Source organism: Streptomyces sp. NPDC050732 (assembly GCF_040654255.1).
In the GTDB taxonomy this organism is placed as follows: Bacteria; Actinomycetota; Actinomycetes; order Streptomycetales; family Streptomycetaceae; genus Streptomyces.
Window position 1 is genome coordinate 134,404 of record NZ_JBFAHP010000002.1, and the last position, 15,612, is coordinate 150,015.

16 protein-coding genes are annotated in these 15,612 nt (G+C 69.2%); 6 read left to right on the top strand and 10 right to left on the bottom strand.

From position 1 onward, the window contains the following. Positions 1 to 9: 9 nt before the first annotated feature. Positions 10 to 270 (bottom strand): hypothetical protein, encoded by a 261-nt coding sequence (locus AB0H82_RS02610; protein ID WP_362987986.1) that lies wholly within the window; start codon positions 268 to 270, stop codon positions 10 to 12. Positions 271 to 397: 127 nt separating this feature from the next. On the opposite strand from AB0H82_RS02610, the gene AB0H82_RS02615 reads away from it, so the two are divergent. Beyond that, a complete protein-coding gene (locus AB0H82_RS02615; protein WP_362987988.1) occupies positions 398 to 1,606 on the top strand; it encodes a pyridoxal phosphate-dependent aminotransferase in 1,209 nt (402 codons plus the stop codon). A 90-nt stretch (positions 1,607 to 1,696) separates the two neighbouring features. Here AB0H82_RS02615 and AB0H82_RS02620 read toward each other — a convergent pair whose 3' ends face one another. Both AB0H82_RS02620 and clpB read right to left on the bottom strand, forming a co-directional pair. Beyond that, positions 1,697 to 2,245 carry a YbjN domain-containing protein gene (locus tag AB0H82_RS02620; RefSeq protein ID WP_362987990.1) on the bottom strand — a complete coding sequence of 183 codons (549 nt, stop codon included), beginning with the start codon at positions 2,243 to 2,245 and terminating at the stop codon, positions 1,697 to 1,699. Between the two features lie 173 nt (positions 2,246 to 2,418). Next, positions 2,419 to 5,037 carry an ATP-dependent chaperone ClpB gene (gene clpB / locus AB0H82_RS02625; RefSeq protein WP_362987992.1) on the bottom strand — a complete coding sequence of 873 codons (2,619 nt, stop codon included), beginning with the start codon at positions 5,035 to 5,037 and terminating at the stop codon, positions 2,419 to 2,421. Between the two features lie 195 nt (positions 5,038 to 5,232). On the opposite strand from clpB, the gene AB0H82_RS02630 reads away from it, so the two are divergent. Further along, positions 5,233 to 5,658: a TIGR03618 family F420-dependent PPOX class oxidoreductase gene (locus tag AB0H82_RS02630; protein ID WP_362987994.1), complete on the top strand. Its 426-nt coding sequence runs from the start codon at positions 5,233 to 5,235 to the stop codon at positions 5,656 to 5,658. Between the two features lie 112 nt (positions 5,659 to 5,770). Here AB0H82_RS02630 and AB0H82_RS02635 read toward each other — a convergent pair whose 3' ends face one another. Both AB0H82_RS02635 and AB0H82_RS02640 read right to left on the bottom strand, forming a co-directional pair. Next, complete coding sequence (locus AB0H82_RS02635) at positions 5,771 to 6,127, bottom strand: hypothetical protein (RefSeq protein WP_362987996.1); 357 nt, start codon at positions 6,125 to 6,127, stop codon at positions 5,771 to 5,773. After that, positions 6,124 to 6,294 carry a hypothetical protein gene (locus tag AB0H82_RS02640; protein ID WP_362987998.1) on the bottom strand — a complete coding sequence of 57 codons (171 nt, stop codon included), beginning with the start codon at positions 6,292 to 6,294 and terminating at the stop codon, positions 6,124 to 6,126. Before AB0H82_RS02640 ends, AB0H82_RS02635 begins: the two co-directional genes overlap by 4 nt. A 142-nt stretch (positions 6,295 to 6,436) precedes the next feature. Here AB0H82_RS02640 and AB0H82_RS02645 point away from each other — a divergent pair, with 142 nt between their 5' ends. The 4 genes from AB0H82_RS02645 (at position 6,437) to AB0H82_RS02660 (ending at position 10,444) form a co-directional block, all read left to right on the top strand. Beyond that, positions 6,437 to 7,426, top strand: a complete 990-nt coding sequence (locus AB0H82_RS02645; protein WP_362988000.1) for a helix-turn-helix transcriptional regulator — start codon at positions 6,437 to 6,439, stop codon at positions 7,424 to 7,426. Further along, positions 7,423 to 8,421, top strand: a complete 999-nt coding sequence (locus AB0H82_RS02650) for a helix-turn-helix transcriptional regulator (RefSeq protein WP_362988002.1) — start codon at positions 7,423 to 7,425, stop codon at positions 8,419 to 8,421. Before AB0H82_RS02645 ends, AB0H82_RS02650 begins: the two co-directional genes overlap by 4 nt. Positions 8,422 to 8,456: 35 nt before the next feature. Beyond that, on the top strand, positions 8,457 to 9,434 hold the full coding sequence (locus AB0H82_RS02655) for a helix-turn-helix transcriptional regulator (protein WP_362988004.1): 978 nt from the start codon (positions 8,457 to 8,459) through the stop codon (positions 9,432 to 9,434). A gap of 158 nt (positions 9,435 to 9,592) precedes the next feature. Next, the gene (locus AB0H82_RS02660) at positions 9,593 to 10,444 is read left to right on the top strand and encodes a helix-turn-helix transcriptional regulator (RefSeq protein WP_362988006.1); all 852 of its coding nucleotides are present in this window, start codon (positions 9,593 to 9,595) and stop codon (positions 10,442 to 10,444) included. A gap of 207 nt (positions 10,445 to 10,651) precedes the next feature. Here AB0H82_RS02660 and AB0H82_RS02665 read toward each other — a convergent pair whose 3' ends face one another. From AB0H82_RS02665 to dnaK, 5 genes are all read right to left on the bottom strand, one after another. Beyond that, positions 10,652 to 11,164 carry a hypothetical protein gene (locus tag AB0H82_RS02665; protein ID WP_362988008.1) on the bottom strand — a complete coding sequence of 171 codons (513 nt, stop codon included), beginning with the start codon at positions 11,162 to 11,164 and terminating at the stop codon, positions 10,652 to 10,654. Between the two features lie 129 nt (positions 11,165 to 11,293). Further along, positions 11,294 to 11,749 carry a helix-turn-helix domain-containing protein gene (locus tag AB0H82_RS02670; protein WP_362988010.1) on the bottom strand — a complete coding sequence of 152 codons (456 nt, stop codon included), beginning with the start codon at positions 11,747 to 11,749 and terminating at the stop codon, positions 11,294 to 11,296. Between the two features lie 4 nt (positions 11,750 to 11,753). Then, positions 11,754 to 12,944 carry a molecular chaperone DnaJ gene (gene dnaJ, locus AB0H82_RS02675; protein ID WP_362988012.1) on the bottom strand — a complete coding sequence of 397 codons (1,191 nt, stop codon included), beginning with the start codon at positions 12,942 to 12,944 and terminating at the stop codon, positions 11,754 to 11,756. A 33-nt stretch (positions 12,945 to 12,977) separates the two neighbouring features. Continuing rightward, a complete protein-coding gene (gene grpE, locus AB0H82_RS02680; RefSeq protein WP_362988014.1) occupies positions 12,978 to 13,706 on the bottom strand; it encodes a nucleotide exchange factor GrpE in 729 nt (242 codons plus the stop codon). Next, positions 13,706 to 15,571, bottom strand: a complete 1,866-nt coding sequence (dnaK, locus tag AB0H82_RS02685; RefSeq protein ID WP_150170157.1) for a molecular chaperone DnaK — start codon at positions 15,569 to 15,571, stop codon at positions 13,706 to 13,708. The genes grpE and dnaK overlap by 1 nt, the downstream gene beginning before the upstream one ends. Positions 15,572 to 15,612 lie beyond the last annotated feature (41 nt).

A 15,612-nucleotide genomic window follows, 5' to 3' on the forward strand; every position in this document is an offset into this window, starting at 1 on the left:
TGCCCCGTGTCAGCTGCCTCCGCCGCATCCGCCCCCGCCGCCGCAGGAGGAGCTGCCGCCGCCGCACGACGATCCGCCGCCGCACGAGTGCCCACCGCCGTCGTGCCCGCCGTCACCGCCGCCGCCGGCCCACCAGCTGCCGCCCGCCGAGCTCGACGCCGTGCCCGAGGACCACCGCGACCGGGTGCGGCGCCGGCCGTTCCCCCCGTAGTTGATCGTCGCGACCAAAGCGAAGATCAGCACCGCAACGAAGACGAAAGCCACGAACATGGCCCTCACACTCCTTCCGCTCCCCCGAAGCAGGTCCCCCGTGGGCCGGCTTCCCGTGTGACAGGGGGATGCCCTTGTCCAAGCCGACGCAAAGCAGAGTTGAGGAACTCCAGAGGTTCGGCGCAGGATGGCGGCCATGACGTCCTCCTCCGGCCCCTCCGGGCGCGAGCGCCCGCTGCTCAACCGCCGCCTCGCCGAGTTCGGCACGACGATCTTCGCAGAGATGTCCGCCCTCGCGGCGCGGACGGGCGCGATCAACCTGGGCCAGGGCTTCCCCGACACGGACGGCCCCGAGGCCGTGCGGGAGGCCGCGGTGCGGGCGCTGCGCGACGGCCGCGGCAACCAGTACCCGCCGGGCCCCGGCGTCCCCGAGCTCCGCACGGCGATCGCCGGGCACCAGCTCGCCCGGTACGCCCTCTCGTACGACCCCGACCGCGAGGTCCTGGTGACGGCGGGCGCGACCGAGGCGATCGCCGCGTCACTGCTCGCCCTCGTCGAGCCGGGCGACGAGGTCATCGCGCTTGAGCCCTACTACGACTCGTACGCCGCCTCGATCGCCCTCGCGGGCGGTGTCCGCGTCCCCGTCACCCTGCGCCCCCGCGAGGGCCGCTTCGTCCTCGACCTGGACGAGCTGCGCGACGCGGTCACCGACCGCACCCGGCTGATCCTCCTCAACACCCCGCACAACCCGACCGGCACCGTCCTCACCCGCGCCGAGCTCACCGCGATCGCCGAGCTCGCGGTCGAGCGCGACCTCCTGGTCGTCACCGACGAGGTCTACGAACACCTGGTCTTCGACGACGCCGAACACATCCCGCTCGCCACGTTCCCCGGCATGCGCGAGCGCACGGTCAGCATCGGCTCTGCGGGCAAGACGTTCTCCTTCACGGGCTGGAAGGTCGGCTGGATCACCGCGTCGCCGGAGCTGGTCGCGGCGGTCCGCTCGGCGAAGCAGTTCCTCACGTACGTCTCCTCCGGCCCCTTCCAGTACGCCATCGCCGAGGCGCTCGCCCTCCCGCCGTCCTACTTCGACGACTTCCGCGCCGACATGCTGGCCAAGCGGGACCTCCTCGGCGAAGGCCTCACGGCGGCGGGCTTCGACGTCTACCGCCCGGCCGGCACGTACTTCATCACGACCGACATCACCCCGCTCGGCACCACCGACGGCTTCGCCTTCTGCCGCTCGCTCCCGGAGCGGGCGGGCGTCGTCGCCATCCCGAACGCGGTCTTCTACGACCACCGCGACGCGGGCGCGCCCTTCGTCCGCTTCGCCTTCTGCAAGCGGACGGCCGTCCTGGAGGAGGCGGTGACGCGCCTCAAGTCACTGGCGTCCTGACGTCCTGCCGTCCTTCCGTCCTTCACGGCATGAGAGAGCCCGGCGGGGTGAGATCCACCCCGCCGGGCTCTGTCACGTGCTCTCGGGCCCTCAGGCCTCGTCGTCACCCGGCTTCTCGCCGCTCTCGCCCTCGGCCGCGTCGACCTCGGCCTCCAGGCCCAGCTGCTCCACGAGCCAGCGGTCGAACTCGATCGCGGCCCGCACCCAGCTGACCGTCGACGACACGAAGTGCTCCAGCGAGACACCCGTGCCGATCAGCATCTGGGCCTCGCCGATGAGGCGGACCGTGCCGTCGTCGTGCGTGTGGCTGTAGACCTTCGGCCACAGCGTGCGGCGGTTCCAGTCGTCGATCGACTCCAGAAGCTGCTGCTTCTGCTCGATCTGGTGCGGCCGGTCGTAGAACGTCCGCACCGAGAAGACCTGCTGGTCGTCCTCGCCACGGAACATGAAGTACGTACGGAACTCCTCCCACGGCGCCGCGAGGTCACCCTCGTCGTCGACGACGTGCTTGAGCTCCATCTGGTCCAGGAGCTGCTTGACCAGGTCCTGGTCGGGGACGACGGGGCCCGCCGGTCCTGAGCCCTGCTGCGGTTCGGGCTGTCCCCCGAAATTCGGAATCGAGGACGGGTCGATGCTCACGTGCTTTGTCCCTTCGTATGGATGGGCCCATCCTCTCTCAGGATGGGCCCCCTGGGGCAAGCCCGGCTCCTCGCCTGCCGGGTTTCCACCGTTCGCCGACTGCGGACAAGCCGTGGCCGGTCGCGCCACTGCCCGCGGACGGGGACCGGGCGAACCGGGCAGACGGGATGCCGCTACAGAGACTTGCCCGTAGGGGATCCCTGCACCGGGCCCACGATGAGGCCGTTCTCGAAGCGGTCGACGCGGACGATGTCACCGTCCTTGACCTCCCCGGCCAGGATCTCCTTGGCGAGGCGGTCGCCGATGGAGGTCTGGATGAGGCGCCGCAGGGGCCGCGCCCCGTACGCCGGATCGTTGCCCTCCTGCGCCAGCCAGGCCAGCGCCTCGGGCGTGACGTCCAGCGTGAGCTGACGGTCCGCGAGCCGCTTGGCGAGGCGGTCGATCTGCAGCCCGGCGATGTGCGCCAGCTCGTCCTTGCCGAGCGCCGAGAAGACGACGATGTCGTCGAGCCGGTTGAGGAACTCGGGCTTGAACGAGGCCCGCACGACCTCCAGGACCTGCTGCTTCTTCTCCTCCTCGGAGGTGAGCGGCTCGACCAGGTACTGGCTGCCCAGGTTGGACGTGAGGACCAGGATCGTGTTGCGGAAGTCGACCGTCCGCCCCTGACCGTCGGTGAGCCGCCCGTCGTCGAGCACTTGGAGCAGGACGTCGAAGACCTCGGGGTGCGCCTTCTCGACCTCGTCGAGGAGGACGACGCTGTACGGACGGCGGCGCACCGCCTCGGTGAGCTGGCCGCCCTCCTCGTACCCGACGTACCCGGGAGGAGCGCCCACCAGCCGGGCGACGCTGTGCTTCTCGCCGTACTCGCTCATGTCGATGCGGACCATGGCCCGCTCGTCGTCGAAGAGGAAGTCCGCGAGGGCCTTGGCGAGCTCGGTCTTGCCGACACCGGTCGGGCCGAGGAAGAGGAAAGACCCGGTGGGCCGGTCGGGGTCGGCGATCCCGGCGCGCGTGCGCCGCACCGCGTCCGACACGGCCCGCACGGCCTCGGTCTGGCCGATGAGCCGCTTTCCGAGCTCGTCCTCCATGCGCAGCAGCTTCTGCGTCTCGCCCTCCAGGAGCCGCCCGGCGGGGATACCGGTCCAGGCGCCGACCACATCGGCGATGTCGTCGGGACCGACCTCCTCCTTCACCATGGTGTCCTTGGACCGGGCGGCGGCCTCCTCCTCGGCCTCGGAGGCCGCTTCGAGGTCGCGCTCCAGGGCGGGGATCTCTCCGTAGAGCAGCTTGCTCGCGGTGTCGAAGTCGCCGTCGCGCTGGGCGCGCTCGGCCTGTCCGCGCAGTTCGTCGAGCTTCTCCTTCAGCTCACCGACGCGGTTGAGGGACTGCTTCTCCTTCTCCCAGCGGGCGGTGAGGCCGCGCAGCTCCTCCTCCTTGTCGGCGAGGTCGCGCCGCAGCTTCTCCAGGCGCTGCTTGCTCGCGGGGTCGGTCTCCTTGCTGAGCGCCAGCTCCTCCATCTTCAGCCGGTCGACGGCGCGCTGGAGCTCGTCGATCTCGACGGGTGAGGAGTCGATCTCCATCCGGAGCCGGGACGCGGCCTCGTCGACGAGGTCGATGGCCTTGTCGGGCAGGAAGCGGGAGGTGATGTACCGGTCGGAGAGCGTGGCGGCGGCGACGAGCGCGCTGTCGGCGATCTGAACCTTGTGATGTGCTTCGTACCGCCCCTTGAGCCCGCGCAGGATCGCAATCGAGTCCTCGACGCTGGGCTCGGCGACGAGGACCTGCTGGAAGCGGCGCTCCAGGGCGGGATCCTTCTCGATCCGCTCGCGGTACTCGTCCAGGGTGGTCGCACCCACCATGCGCAGCTCACCCCGGGCGAGCATGGGCTTGAGCATGTTCCCGGCGTCCATGGCGGAATCCCCACCGGCACCCGCGCCCACGACCGTGTGCAACTCATCGATGAAGGTGATGATCTGCCCGTCGCTCTCCTTGATCTCGGAGAGGACGGTCTTGAGCCGCTCCTCGAACTCGCCGCGGTACTTCGCGCCGGCGACCATCGCGCCCAGGTCGAGGGAGACGAGCCGCTTGTTCTTCAGCGACTCGGGGACGTCCCCCTTCACGATGCGCTGTGCGAGCCCTTCCACGACGGCGGTCTTGCCCACACCCGGCTCACCAATGAGAACGGGATTGTTCTTGGTCCGCCGCGACAGCACCTGGACCACCCGCCGGATCTCCTGATCCCGCCCGATGACGGGGTCGAGCCGCCCTTCGCGGGCCGCCGCGGTGAAGTCGGTGCCGAACTTCTCCAGTGCCTTGTACTGACCCTCGGGGTCGGGTGTGGTCACCCGGCGCCCTCCCCTTGTCTTCTCGAAAGCGTCCAGCAGCTTCTTGCTGCCGGCCCCGTGCTGAGTGAGTACGTCCCCGGCCTTGCCGCCCTTGGCCGCGATGCCGATGAGCAGGTGCTCGGTGGACAGGTAGTCGTCCCCGAGCTCCTTCGCGCGCTGCCCGGCGTCCGAGACGACGGCCAGCAGCTCACGGTCGGGCTGGGGCGGCGCGACGGTGGACCCGGTCACACTGGGCAGCCCTGCGAGGACGCGCTCGGTGTCCGCCCGCACGGCGGCCTGGTCGGCGTCGACCGCGGCGAGCAGGTCGACGATGTTCTCGTTGTCCTCGCCCTCCAGCAGCGCCAGCAGCAGGTGCGCGGGCGTCAGGTCGGGGTGACCGTCCTTGACCGCGCGGCTGCTGGCCGCGTTGATCGCGTCCCGGCTCCTGTTGGTCAGCTCGGCGTCCACGTGCGCCTCTCCTCCTTACGGGGTCCTACGACGGGGGCCTGTACGAGACGGGTCCCCCTCCCATACTGACTTACTCAACCTACACAAAGTTGAGTCTATTCCACTCAAGGGAGGCGCTCAAGGAGGGCACTCAAGGAGGGCCGAGAAGCCCGGGCGGCTGGGTTCCCTCGTCACGGGCGGCTATGTTCGCTGGTCATGGCCCCGAACCCACGCATCGACCCGACCGACCCGCCCGAGCCCTACCTCAGCTTCTGGCGCGAACGGCACCTCTGCACCTTGACGACGCTGCGCCCCGACGGCACCCCGCACGTCGTGCCGGTCGGCGTGACGTACGACCCGGAGGCGGGGATCGCCCGGGTCCTCGCCCGCAAGACGAGCCGGAAGGTCGCGCACATCCTGGCGGCGACGGGCGTGGACGGACCCGGGGCACGGGTGGCGGTCTGCCAGTTCGCGGGCCGGCGCTGGGCGACACTGGAGGGCCACGCGGCGATCCGGACGGAACCGGCGGCGATAGCCGAAGCGGAAGACCGCTACGAGGAACGCTACGAACGCCGCCCGTCCCCGAACCCGGACCGCGTCCTGATCGAGATCACGGTGACCCGAGCACTCGGCAAGGCCTGACACTCCCCCCTTGCCCCCGCACACACCACAGCGGCGCCACCGTGTTCAGGTCCACGGTGGCGCCGCTGCTGGGGGAAGCGCCTGCGCGATTTACAACGACGGGGGAATCGCGTCAGGCACTGCGGGGGGTGGCTGTGATGTTGTCCGAGACGCCCATGGCGTCCGGGCCCTGCTGTTCCTGCTGCCCGACCATCTGGTGGTCGCGCCGGTCGAGATTGACGAACACCATCCCGTACCGGATGGCACACCGCACGGGCTGCGGCGCCCCACGGGGCCGCCGCAGGCACCGGTAGGCCCGGATCTCCTCCTCGTCGTCACGAGTGACGACGATCGGCTCACCGAGCAGGGTCACCATCAACGAGTCACCGCGGTGGGGGATCGCGGTCACCAGATCGATGAAGTGCCACCCGGACCGGTAGGCGGTGGCCATTTCTCGGCGGAAGGTGCGGTCGTCGGGAGGGGTGCTCATGCCTCGGCCCCCTTCGGGCCGATCGTCCAGCCGAGGTCCGGCAGCGGCGCGGAAACGGCGTTCGTAGTCGTACTCGTGGGCGTGGACTGCCAGCCGAGATCAAGGGCGGTCACCGAGCCCAAGACCAGCCCTGCGGAGAAGGTGGCGACAAGCGCCGAGCGAAGCATGCGCTTAAACATGATCGGCTTCGTCCTCACTTGGTAGATTCCTCTCCCCCGGCTCTAGAGACGATGTCTCAATTGAGCACGTCAAAGCCACAGGGTCGATGCATCATGTTCCTGCACGTTCAGGACCCTGGGGGGTGGAGATTTGATTACAACAGGCGCGAAACCGACACATCCTCACCCTTCGGCTCCACTTTGCGGTGAGGGAGCCAAGCTCTATGCCCACGCGTTGAGCAATGGCCGTCTCCTGCGCACAGAGGCCGAGAACGCACCTTGCCTGGTGGAGTTCGGCCTCCTGCACCCCGACCCGGATGACGTGTCCTGGTTGCGCCCCGTTCCCCCGTCCGCCGTCCTCGCGCAACGCCTCCACCCGCTGGAACGTGAGATACAAGAGCGACGCCGCATGGCTGTCGAGCTGACTGACGTCTTCGAGCCATTCATGGCCATCACGGCGCGGACGGAACCGACGACACACGCAATCACCGTGCTGGAAGGGGACGCCCGCATCCACTCGGCCATCGAGCGTGCCACTGCGGAGTGCCATTCCGAAGTTCTGACCGTCCAGCCGGGGGGCGGGCGCAGTGAGAACACCCTCACCGTGGCGTTGCAACGCGGGCAGACCATCCTGGACCGCGGCATCACGATGCGCACTCTCTATCAACACACCGTCAGGCACAGCCAGGGGACGCTTGCCTACGCGGCCCACATGACTCAGGGGAACGTAGAGATACGGACGCTGGAGGAGGTGATCGACCGCCTGATGATCTTCGATCGCACCATCGCACTCATCCCGGCGCGGGATGACCAGCAAGTCGCCCTCGAACTCCGGCACCCCGGCCTGGTCGCCTACCTGGCGAAGGTCTTTGAGCAGCAGTGGAGTCGTGCGATTCCACTACTCGAAGAAGTGCCCTACCCGCCGTCCGTCGGTGGCATCACAGGCGTCCAGCGCTCCATAGCCAAACTCCTCGTAGAAGGCCACGTCGACGAGGCCATCGCCCGCCGCCTCGGCATGAACGTCCGCACCTGCCGCGCCCACATAGCCAAGATCGCCGCCGCCCTCGGCAGCGGCAGCCGCGCCCAACTCGGCTACCTGATAGCCCAGTCCGGCATCCTCGACCAGGCCCGCCCGAAGTGACCGCCGAACCTCACGCCTCCCACGGGCTAGACGAGCTGTGCGAGGCGGGTTCGGCACTGTACGCGCGCGCTCTCCGGGAGGGCCGCGTCCCGCGCGAGGACGCCGGACAGGCACCCTGCCTGCTCGACTCAGAGCTGCTGTATCCAGAGGTTGAGGCCCCACACTGGCTTCGCCCCACTTCTCCGGCTGTGGCCCTGCCCCGGATACGCGAGACCATCCATGGCAGGATCGCGGCCGAACTCCGCCGCGAGGGCCGACTGGCCGCACGATTCCAACTACTGGCGGAGATCACTCCCGGCCGGCTTCCCGCTCCGGCTCCGTCCTCCGTCACGACGCTGAACGGGCTTCCCGAAATCAACGAAGCCATCACCAAAGCACTGGCCGCATCCAGTCGGGAGGCACTCGCCGTCCAGCCAGGAGGAGCCCGGCTTCCCGAGGCACTTGCCCAGTCGCTCGCGAACGCGCAGGGCCTTCTCTCCCGTGGTGGTCGCATGCGGACCCTCTACCAGCACACGACTCGCCATTCCCTCCCGGTTCTCGCCTACTACGAGCAACTCAAAGGTGACACAGAGGTTCGCACCCTCGACGAAGTCACCGAGCGCCTCTTCGTCTTCGACCGGACCGTGGCCTTCATACCCGCCAGCAAAGACCGCACCCAGGCCCTGGAAGTCCGCCATCCCGCCCTCGTCGACTACTTCACCGCCACCTTCTGGCGACTGTGGCGCATGGCCACCCCCATGTACCCCCAAACCGCGCCTCAGCCCGCCGAGAACGGCATCACCACCCGCCAGCACGCCATCGCCGGCCTCCTCGTCGAAGGCCTCACCGACGCCGAGATCGCCACCCGCCTCGGCATGAACATCCGCACCGCCCGCGTCCACATCGCCAAACTCGCCGCCACCCTCGGCAGCAACAGCCGCGCCCAACTCGGGTATCTCATCGGCCAGTCCGGCATCCTGGACCGCCCACAACAGGACCTGCGTTCCCTTGCATAGAATCTCGGCGCTTCGACCGAGGGGAGGGGCCACACATGACCCAACAGCACGTTCCCCACAGGCCCGAGGAGCTATGTGACGCGGGCTCTGTCGTCTACACCCGCGCCCTGCGCGAGGGGCGCATCCCCAATGAAGACGTGGAGCAAGCTCCATGTCTCGTCGATTTCGGTCTGCTGCACCCCGAAGTCGACAACATGCGGTGGCTGAGGCCCACCGCCCCGAACGTCGCCCTCCCCCGTCTCCTGGGCACCATCGAGGATCGCATCGCTGAACAGCGCCGACGCGAGGAGCGCCTCACTGCGGTGTTCCAACCGCTCATGGCCCTCGATGCGCAGCTCGCGTCCGAGTCGGGGGACAACCCGGAGATCACTGTGCTCGACGGTTGCGAACGCATCAATTCGGCCATAGAGCGAGCCACCAGAGAAACCACGGAGGAGGCACTCGCTGTCCAGCCCGGTGGCACGTGTCCTACCGAGCCCCCCAGCGACACCCGCCCCTGGGACCAAGCGCTCCTTTCCCGCGGATGTCGCCTGCGAACGCTCTACCAACACACGACCTTCCACTCCTCCGCGAGACGCGCTCACTTGGGCCAACTGGTAGGCGACGTCGAAGCACGCACCCTCGACGAAGTCACCGAGCGCCTCTTCGTCTTCGACCGGACCGTGGCGTTCATCCCGGCGAGCAAGGACCGCAGCGTCGCCCTCGAACTCCGCCATCCCGCCCTCGTCGACTACTTCGCCACCACCTTCTGGAGACTGTGGCGCCTGGCCACTCCCATGTGGCCGCAAGCGGCCCCCCAGCCCGCCGAGAACGGCATCACCACCCGCCAGCACGCCATCGCCGGCCTCCTCGTCGAAGGCCTCACCGACGCCGAGATCGCCACCCGCCTCGGCATGAACATCCGCACCGCCCGCGTCCACATCGCCAAACTCGCCGCCACCCTCGGCAGCAACAGCCGCGCCCAACTGGGATATCTCATCGGCCAGTCAGGGATCCTCGACCAGGGGCGGTGAGGGCGGCCTCGTCGGCGGCCTCCGCCCGAGCCGGAAGCCCTGAACCGGACACCCGGAAACCGCCGTCCAGAAGCAGACACTTCAGCTGCGGCATCCGGCCCCGGCTCTGCCCGCCTGCATAGAATCGCGACGCTTCAACCAGGCAGGAGGGGGCTCGCATGGCCACGGAGCACTTCACGAAGCACTTACCGCACACGCCCGAGGAAATCTGCGAAGCGGGGCTGTCCGTCTACGCCCGTGCCCTGCGTGAAGGCCGGATCCACCGCAGCGCCGCCGAACCGGCCCCGTGCCTCGTCCACCTCGGGCTCCTCCAGCACGGCCTCGACGACATGCAGTGGCTGCACCCCACCAGCACCACCGTCACCGTGCTCGACGGGCTCGACCGCATCAACTCGGCCATCGACCGTGCCATGAACGAGGTCACCGAGGAGTTCCTGGCCGTCCAGCCCGGCGGTACCCGGCCGCCCGAGACCTTGGCCGAAGTCTTCCCCCGGGACCAGGCGATCCTCACCCGGGGCTGCCGGATGCGGACCCTCTACCAGCACACAACGCGCCATTCTCTGCCCGTGCTCGCCTACTTCGAACAGCTCGACGGCGACACCGAGGCACGCACCCTCCACGAGGTCACCGACCGGCTCTTCGTCTTCGACCGGACCGTGGCGTTCATCCCGGCGAGCAAGGACCGCAGCGTCGCCCTCGAACTCCGCCACCCCGCCCTCGTCGAGTACTTCGCCACCACCTTCTGGCGACTGTGGCGCATGGCCACCCCCATGTGGCCGCAAGCGGCCCCCCAACCCGTCGAGAACGGCATCACCACCCGCCAGCACGCCATCGCCGGCCTCCTCGTCGAAGGCCTCACCGACGCCGAGATCGCCGACCGCCTCGGCATGAACGTCCGTACCGCCCGCGTCCACATCGCCAAACTCGCCGCCACCCTCGGCAGCAGCAGCCGCGCCCAACTCGGCTTCCTGATCGCACGTTCAGGGATTCTCGATCGGGGCGCCGCCTAGCCACCCGTCCGGTTGAGGATGCATTGCGTGCGTTGTGTCTTCTTGTTCACTCCTCAGCTCACTGCACCGCAACAAGATGGCGCTACCGCCGCCCCACCCCGCCCGGCAAGCTGGGGGCAGCGGTGGGGGCATCTAGCCGGCCCCCTCCCGCTTCCCCCGAGCGCCCCGGCCAGCTGCTCCCCCGTAGCCGGCCGGGGCGCTCTCGTGTCACGAAGAGGGGGTGCCCCACTCGCGCAGCAGCTCCGCCCGTTCCGCCGCCCGCGGCGACCCGCCCTCGTGGCGGCGGCCCCAGTCGGACATCGCGGCCAGGGTGGTGAGGAGGGTGCCCGCGCCCTCGGTGAGGCGGGTGAGGACGTGGCGGGAGAGGTCGTACTCCGTCCGGGAGTAGCCGACCGCCGCCGCCGTGTACGCCGTCAGCTCCGTCTCTTCGCCCTCGGTGTCCGTGAGACGTACCGTCATCGTGGGGGCCTCGTCGCCGCCGCCGAGTCCCACGGTCAGGGCCAGGTCGACGACCACGCCCACGTGCCGCTTCAGGGACTTCACGGGGACGTCGTCGACGGTCAGCGCGCGCACGTCCTCCCACGGCCACATGCCGGACTGCTTGTCGCCGAGGGCCAGTACGCCCTCCGGCGTCAGCCGCACCCCGGGAGCGAGCCCGGCCGGCTTCGCCCCCACGTACACATCGCCCTCGGCGATCCAGAACAGGCCCACCATGGCCATGGTCAGTTCAACTCCCCGTACCCGTACAGCCGTACACCCGTACACATCGAAGCGGGGCCGGGAGGTCATCACCTCCCGGCCCCGCTTCAGCGTACTCAGCCCATGACCGGGACGACCCGGCCGCGGGCACTACTGCTCGGTCGTCCGCTTCGGGCGCCACACCACCAGCGCGCTCGCCTGCTGCACGTCCTGGTACGGGACCAGGTCACGGCGGTACGAGGCGTGCACCGCCGCTTCGCGCTGCTGCATGGCCGCGGCGGCGCCGTCCACGGCCGCGGAGAGCTCCGCGACCCGCGACTGGAGCGCCGCGACCTGATTCTCCAGCTCGATGATGCGCTTGATGCCGGCGAGGTTGATGCCCTCTTCCTGCGACAGCTGCTGCACCGTGCGGAGCAGCTCGATGTCGCGGGCGGAATAGCGTCGGCCGCGGCCCGCCGTGCGGTCCGGGGAGACCAGACCCAGGCGGTCGTACTGCCGCAGGGTCTGCGGGTGCAGACCGCTCAGCTGGGCGGCCACCGAGATGACGTACACGGGTGTCTCGTCGGTGAGTTGGTACGGATTATGACGACGGCCGACCCTATCCATGGGGTCACGCTCCCTTCGCGGCCTGGAACAGTTCTGCCCGCGGGTCGTCGCCCGCAGTCGCCTTGCGGTAGGACTCCAGAGCTTCCTTCGCCGAGTCCGACAGGGATGTCGGGACCGACACCTCCACCGTCACGAGCAGGTCGCCCCGGGTGCCGTCCTTGCGGACCGCGCCCTTGCCGCGGGCCCGCATCGTACGACCGTTCGGCGTGCCTGCGGGGAGCTTCAGGGTGACGGGCGGCCCGCCCAGGGTGGGCACCTTCACCTCGCCGCCCAGCGTCGCCTCCGGGTACGTCACCGGAACCGTGACCGTGAGGTTGTCGCCCTTGCGGCCGAAGACCGGGTGGCTGTCGACGTGCACGACCACGTACAGATCGCCCGCCGGACCGCCCCGCTCGCCGGGCGCGCCCTTGCCGCGCAGGCGGATGCGCTGCCCGTCCGAGACACCGGCCGGGATCCGCACCTGCATGGTGCGCGACGACTTGGCGCGGCCGCTGCCGCCGCAGACCTCGCAGGGGTCCTGGGCGATCAGCCCGCGGCCCTTGCAGTCCATGCACGGGTCGGTGAGGGAGAACCCTCCGCCGCCGCCCCGCGAGACCTGGCCGGTGCCGACGCAGGTCGGGCAGACGCGCGGTGTGCCGTTCTTGTCGCCGGTGCCGGAGCACGCCTTGCAGGCCGCCTGGGAGGACATGCGGAGCGGCACGGTCGCGCCGTCCACCGCCTCCGTGAAGCTGAGCGTGACCTCGGACTCGATGTCCTGGCCGCGCCTCGGCTGCGTACGCGTGCCGGCTCCGGCACCCGCGCCGCCGCGGTTGAACAGGCCCCCGAAGACGTCACCGAGGCCGCCCCCGAAGCCGCCGGCCGCTCCACCGCCACCCGGGGCGCCGCCTCCGAAGAGGTCGCCCAGGTCGAAGTTGAACGAGCCGCCGCCGGCTCCGGGGCCCTGCCGGAATCCACCGTTGCCGAAGAGAGCACGCGCTTCGTCGTACTCCTTGCGCTTCTTGGGGTCCCCGAGGACGTCGTTCGCCTCGGAGATCTCCTTGAAGCGCTCCTCCGCCTTGGTGTTGCCCTTGTTGGCGTCCGGGTGGTTCTCGCGGGCGAGCTTCCGGTACGCCTTCTTGATCTCGGCTTCGGTGGCGTCCTTGGGGACGCCGAGGACCTTGTAGTAGTCCTTCTCGATGAAGTCCTTGGTGCTCATCCCCGACGTCCCTCCTCACTCATGTCGTTGCCGTCAGCCCTCGTCCGGGCCACCGGTCTCCTTCTCGTCCGCCTTCTCCGCGGCCGCGGAGCCCGCGGAGCCCTCGGCCTCGTCGCCCTTGACGGTCTGCGCGCCGGGCTGCGGCTCGGCGACGGCCACCCGCGCGGGGCGGATGGTGCGCTCGCCGATCCGGTACCCCGGCTGCAGGATCGCGACGCACGTCGTCTCGGTGACGTCCGGTGCGTAGCTGTGCATCAGGGCTTCGTGGATCGTCGGGTCGAAGGGCTCGCCCTCCTTGCCGAACTGCTGAAGGCCCAGCTTGGCGACGACGGTCTCAAGAGACTCGGCCACCGACTTGAAGCCGCCCACCAGCTCGCCGTGCTCACGGGCGCGGCCGATGTCGTCGAGCGTGGGGAGGAGCTCGGAGAGGAGGTTCGCCGAGGCGATCTCCTTCACCGCGACCTTGTCCCGCTCCACCCGACGGCGGTAGTTCTGGTACTCGGCCTGCAGCCGCTGGAGGTCACCGGTGCGCTCGTTGAGCGCGGTGCGCACCTGGTCCAGCTGGGCGGTCAGGCCCACATTGCTCACGTCCTGCGCGTCCTGCGCGGACGTCTTGCTCGCTGCTGCGTCCCCGGCCGGGGCCGCCGGGCCCTCCTCGGTGGAGGGCTCGGCGGCCTTCGGCGCCGCGTCATCAGGGGTGGCGCCGGAGGGGACGTCAGGCTTCTCGGCGTCCTCGCCGAAGCCCGGGGTCTCCTCGGTCATCAGGCGGCGCCACCCTTCGCGTCTCCGGGCTTCTCGTCGTCGACGATCTCGGCGTCGACGACTCCGTCGTCCTCCTTGGCCTGGTCGGCACCCGGGGCAGCGCCCTCGGGACCGCCCGCGGCCTGCGCGCCCTGGGCGTCGGCGTACATGGCCTGGCCCAGCTTCTGCGAGACGGCGGCGACCTTCTCGGTGGCGGTGCGGATCTCGGCCGTGTCCTCGCCCTTGAGCTTCTCCTTCAGCTCGTTGACGGCTTCCTCGACCTCGGTCTTCACGTCACCGGGGACCTTTTCCTCGTTGTCCTTGAGGAACTTCTCGGTCTGGTAGACGAGCTGCTCGCCCTGGTTGCGGGACTCGGCGGCCTCACGGCGGGCGTGGTCCTCGTCCGCGTACTTCTCGGCCTCTTCGCGCATCCGGTTGACCTCGTCCTTCGGCAGCGAGGAGCCACCGGTGACGGTCATCTTCTGCTCCTTGCCCGTGCCGAGGTCCTTCGCGGTCACGTGCATGATGCCGTTGGCGTCGATGTCGAAGGAGACCTCGATCTGCGGGACACCGCGGGGCGCCGGGGGCAGACCGGTCAGCTCGAACATGCCGAGCTTCTTGTTGTACGCCGCGATCTCGCGCTCGCCCTGGTAGACCTGGATCTGCACGGACGGCTGGTTGTCCTCGGCCGTCGTGAAGATCTCCGACCGCTTGGTCGGGATGGTCGTGTTCCGCTCGATGAGCTTCGTCATGATGCCGCCCTTGGTCTCGATGCCGAGGGACAGCGGGGTCACGTCGAGGAGCAGGACGTCCTTGACCTCACCCTTGAGGACACCGGCCTGGAGCGAGGCGCCGATGGCGACGACCTCGTCCGGGTTCACACCCTTGTTGGCGTCCTTGCCGCCGGTGAGCTCCTTGACGAGCTCGGCGACGGCGGGCATGCGGGTGGAGCCACCGACGAGAACGACGTGGTCGATCTCGGAGAGCTGGATGCCCGCGTCCTTGATGACGTTGTGGAACGGCGTCTTGCAGCGCTCCAGGAGGTCGGACGTGAGCTGCTGGAACTGGGCGCGCGTGAGCTTCTCGTCCAGGTGCAGCGGGCCCTCGGCGGAGGCCGTGATGTAGGGCAGGTTGATCGTGGTCTCCGTGGAGGAGGACAGCTCGATCTTGGCCTTCTCGGCCGCCTCGCGCAGGCGCTGGAGCGCCATCTTGTCCTTGGAGAGGTCCACGCCGTGGCCGTTGTTGAACTGCTTGACCAGGTAGTCGACGACGCGCTGGTCCCAGTCGTCACCACCGAGGTGGTTGTCGCCGTTCGTGGCCTTCACCTCGACGACGCCGTCGCCGATCTCAAGGAGCGAGACGTCGAAGGTGCCGCCACCGAGGTCGAAGACCAGAATGGTCTGGTCGTCCTTGTCGAGGCCGTAGGCAAGGGCGGCGGCGGTGGGCTCGTTGACGATACGCAGGACGTTCAGCCCCGCGATCTCGCCGGCCTCCTTGGTGGCCTGGCGCTCGGAGTCGTTGAAGTACGCCGGGACGGTGATGACCGCGTCGGCCACCTTCTCGCCCAGGTACGACTCGGCGTCGCGCTTCAGCTTCTGCAGGATGAACGCCGAGATCTGCTGGGGGTTGAACCCCTTGTCGTCGATGTCCACCTTCCAGTCGGTGCCCATGTGGCGCTTGACCGACCGGATGGTCCTGTCGACGTTCGTGACCGCCTGGCGCTTCGCCACCTCGCCGACGAGCACCTCGCCGTTCTTCGCGAAGGCGACGACGGACGGCGTGGTCCTGGCGCCCTCGGCGTTGGTGATGACGGTGGGCTCGCCGCCTTCGAGAACGCTGACGACGGAGTTAGTCGTGCCCAGGTCGATGCCGACCGCACGTGCCATTTCGGTTCCTCCAGATGTACTTCTTGAGTGGATCTGGCTCA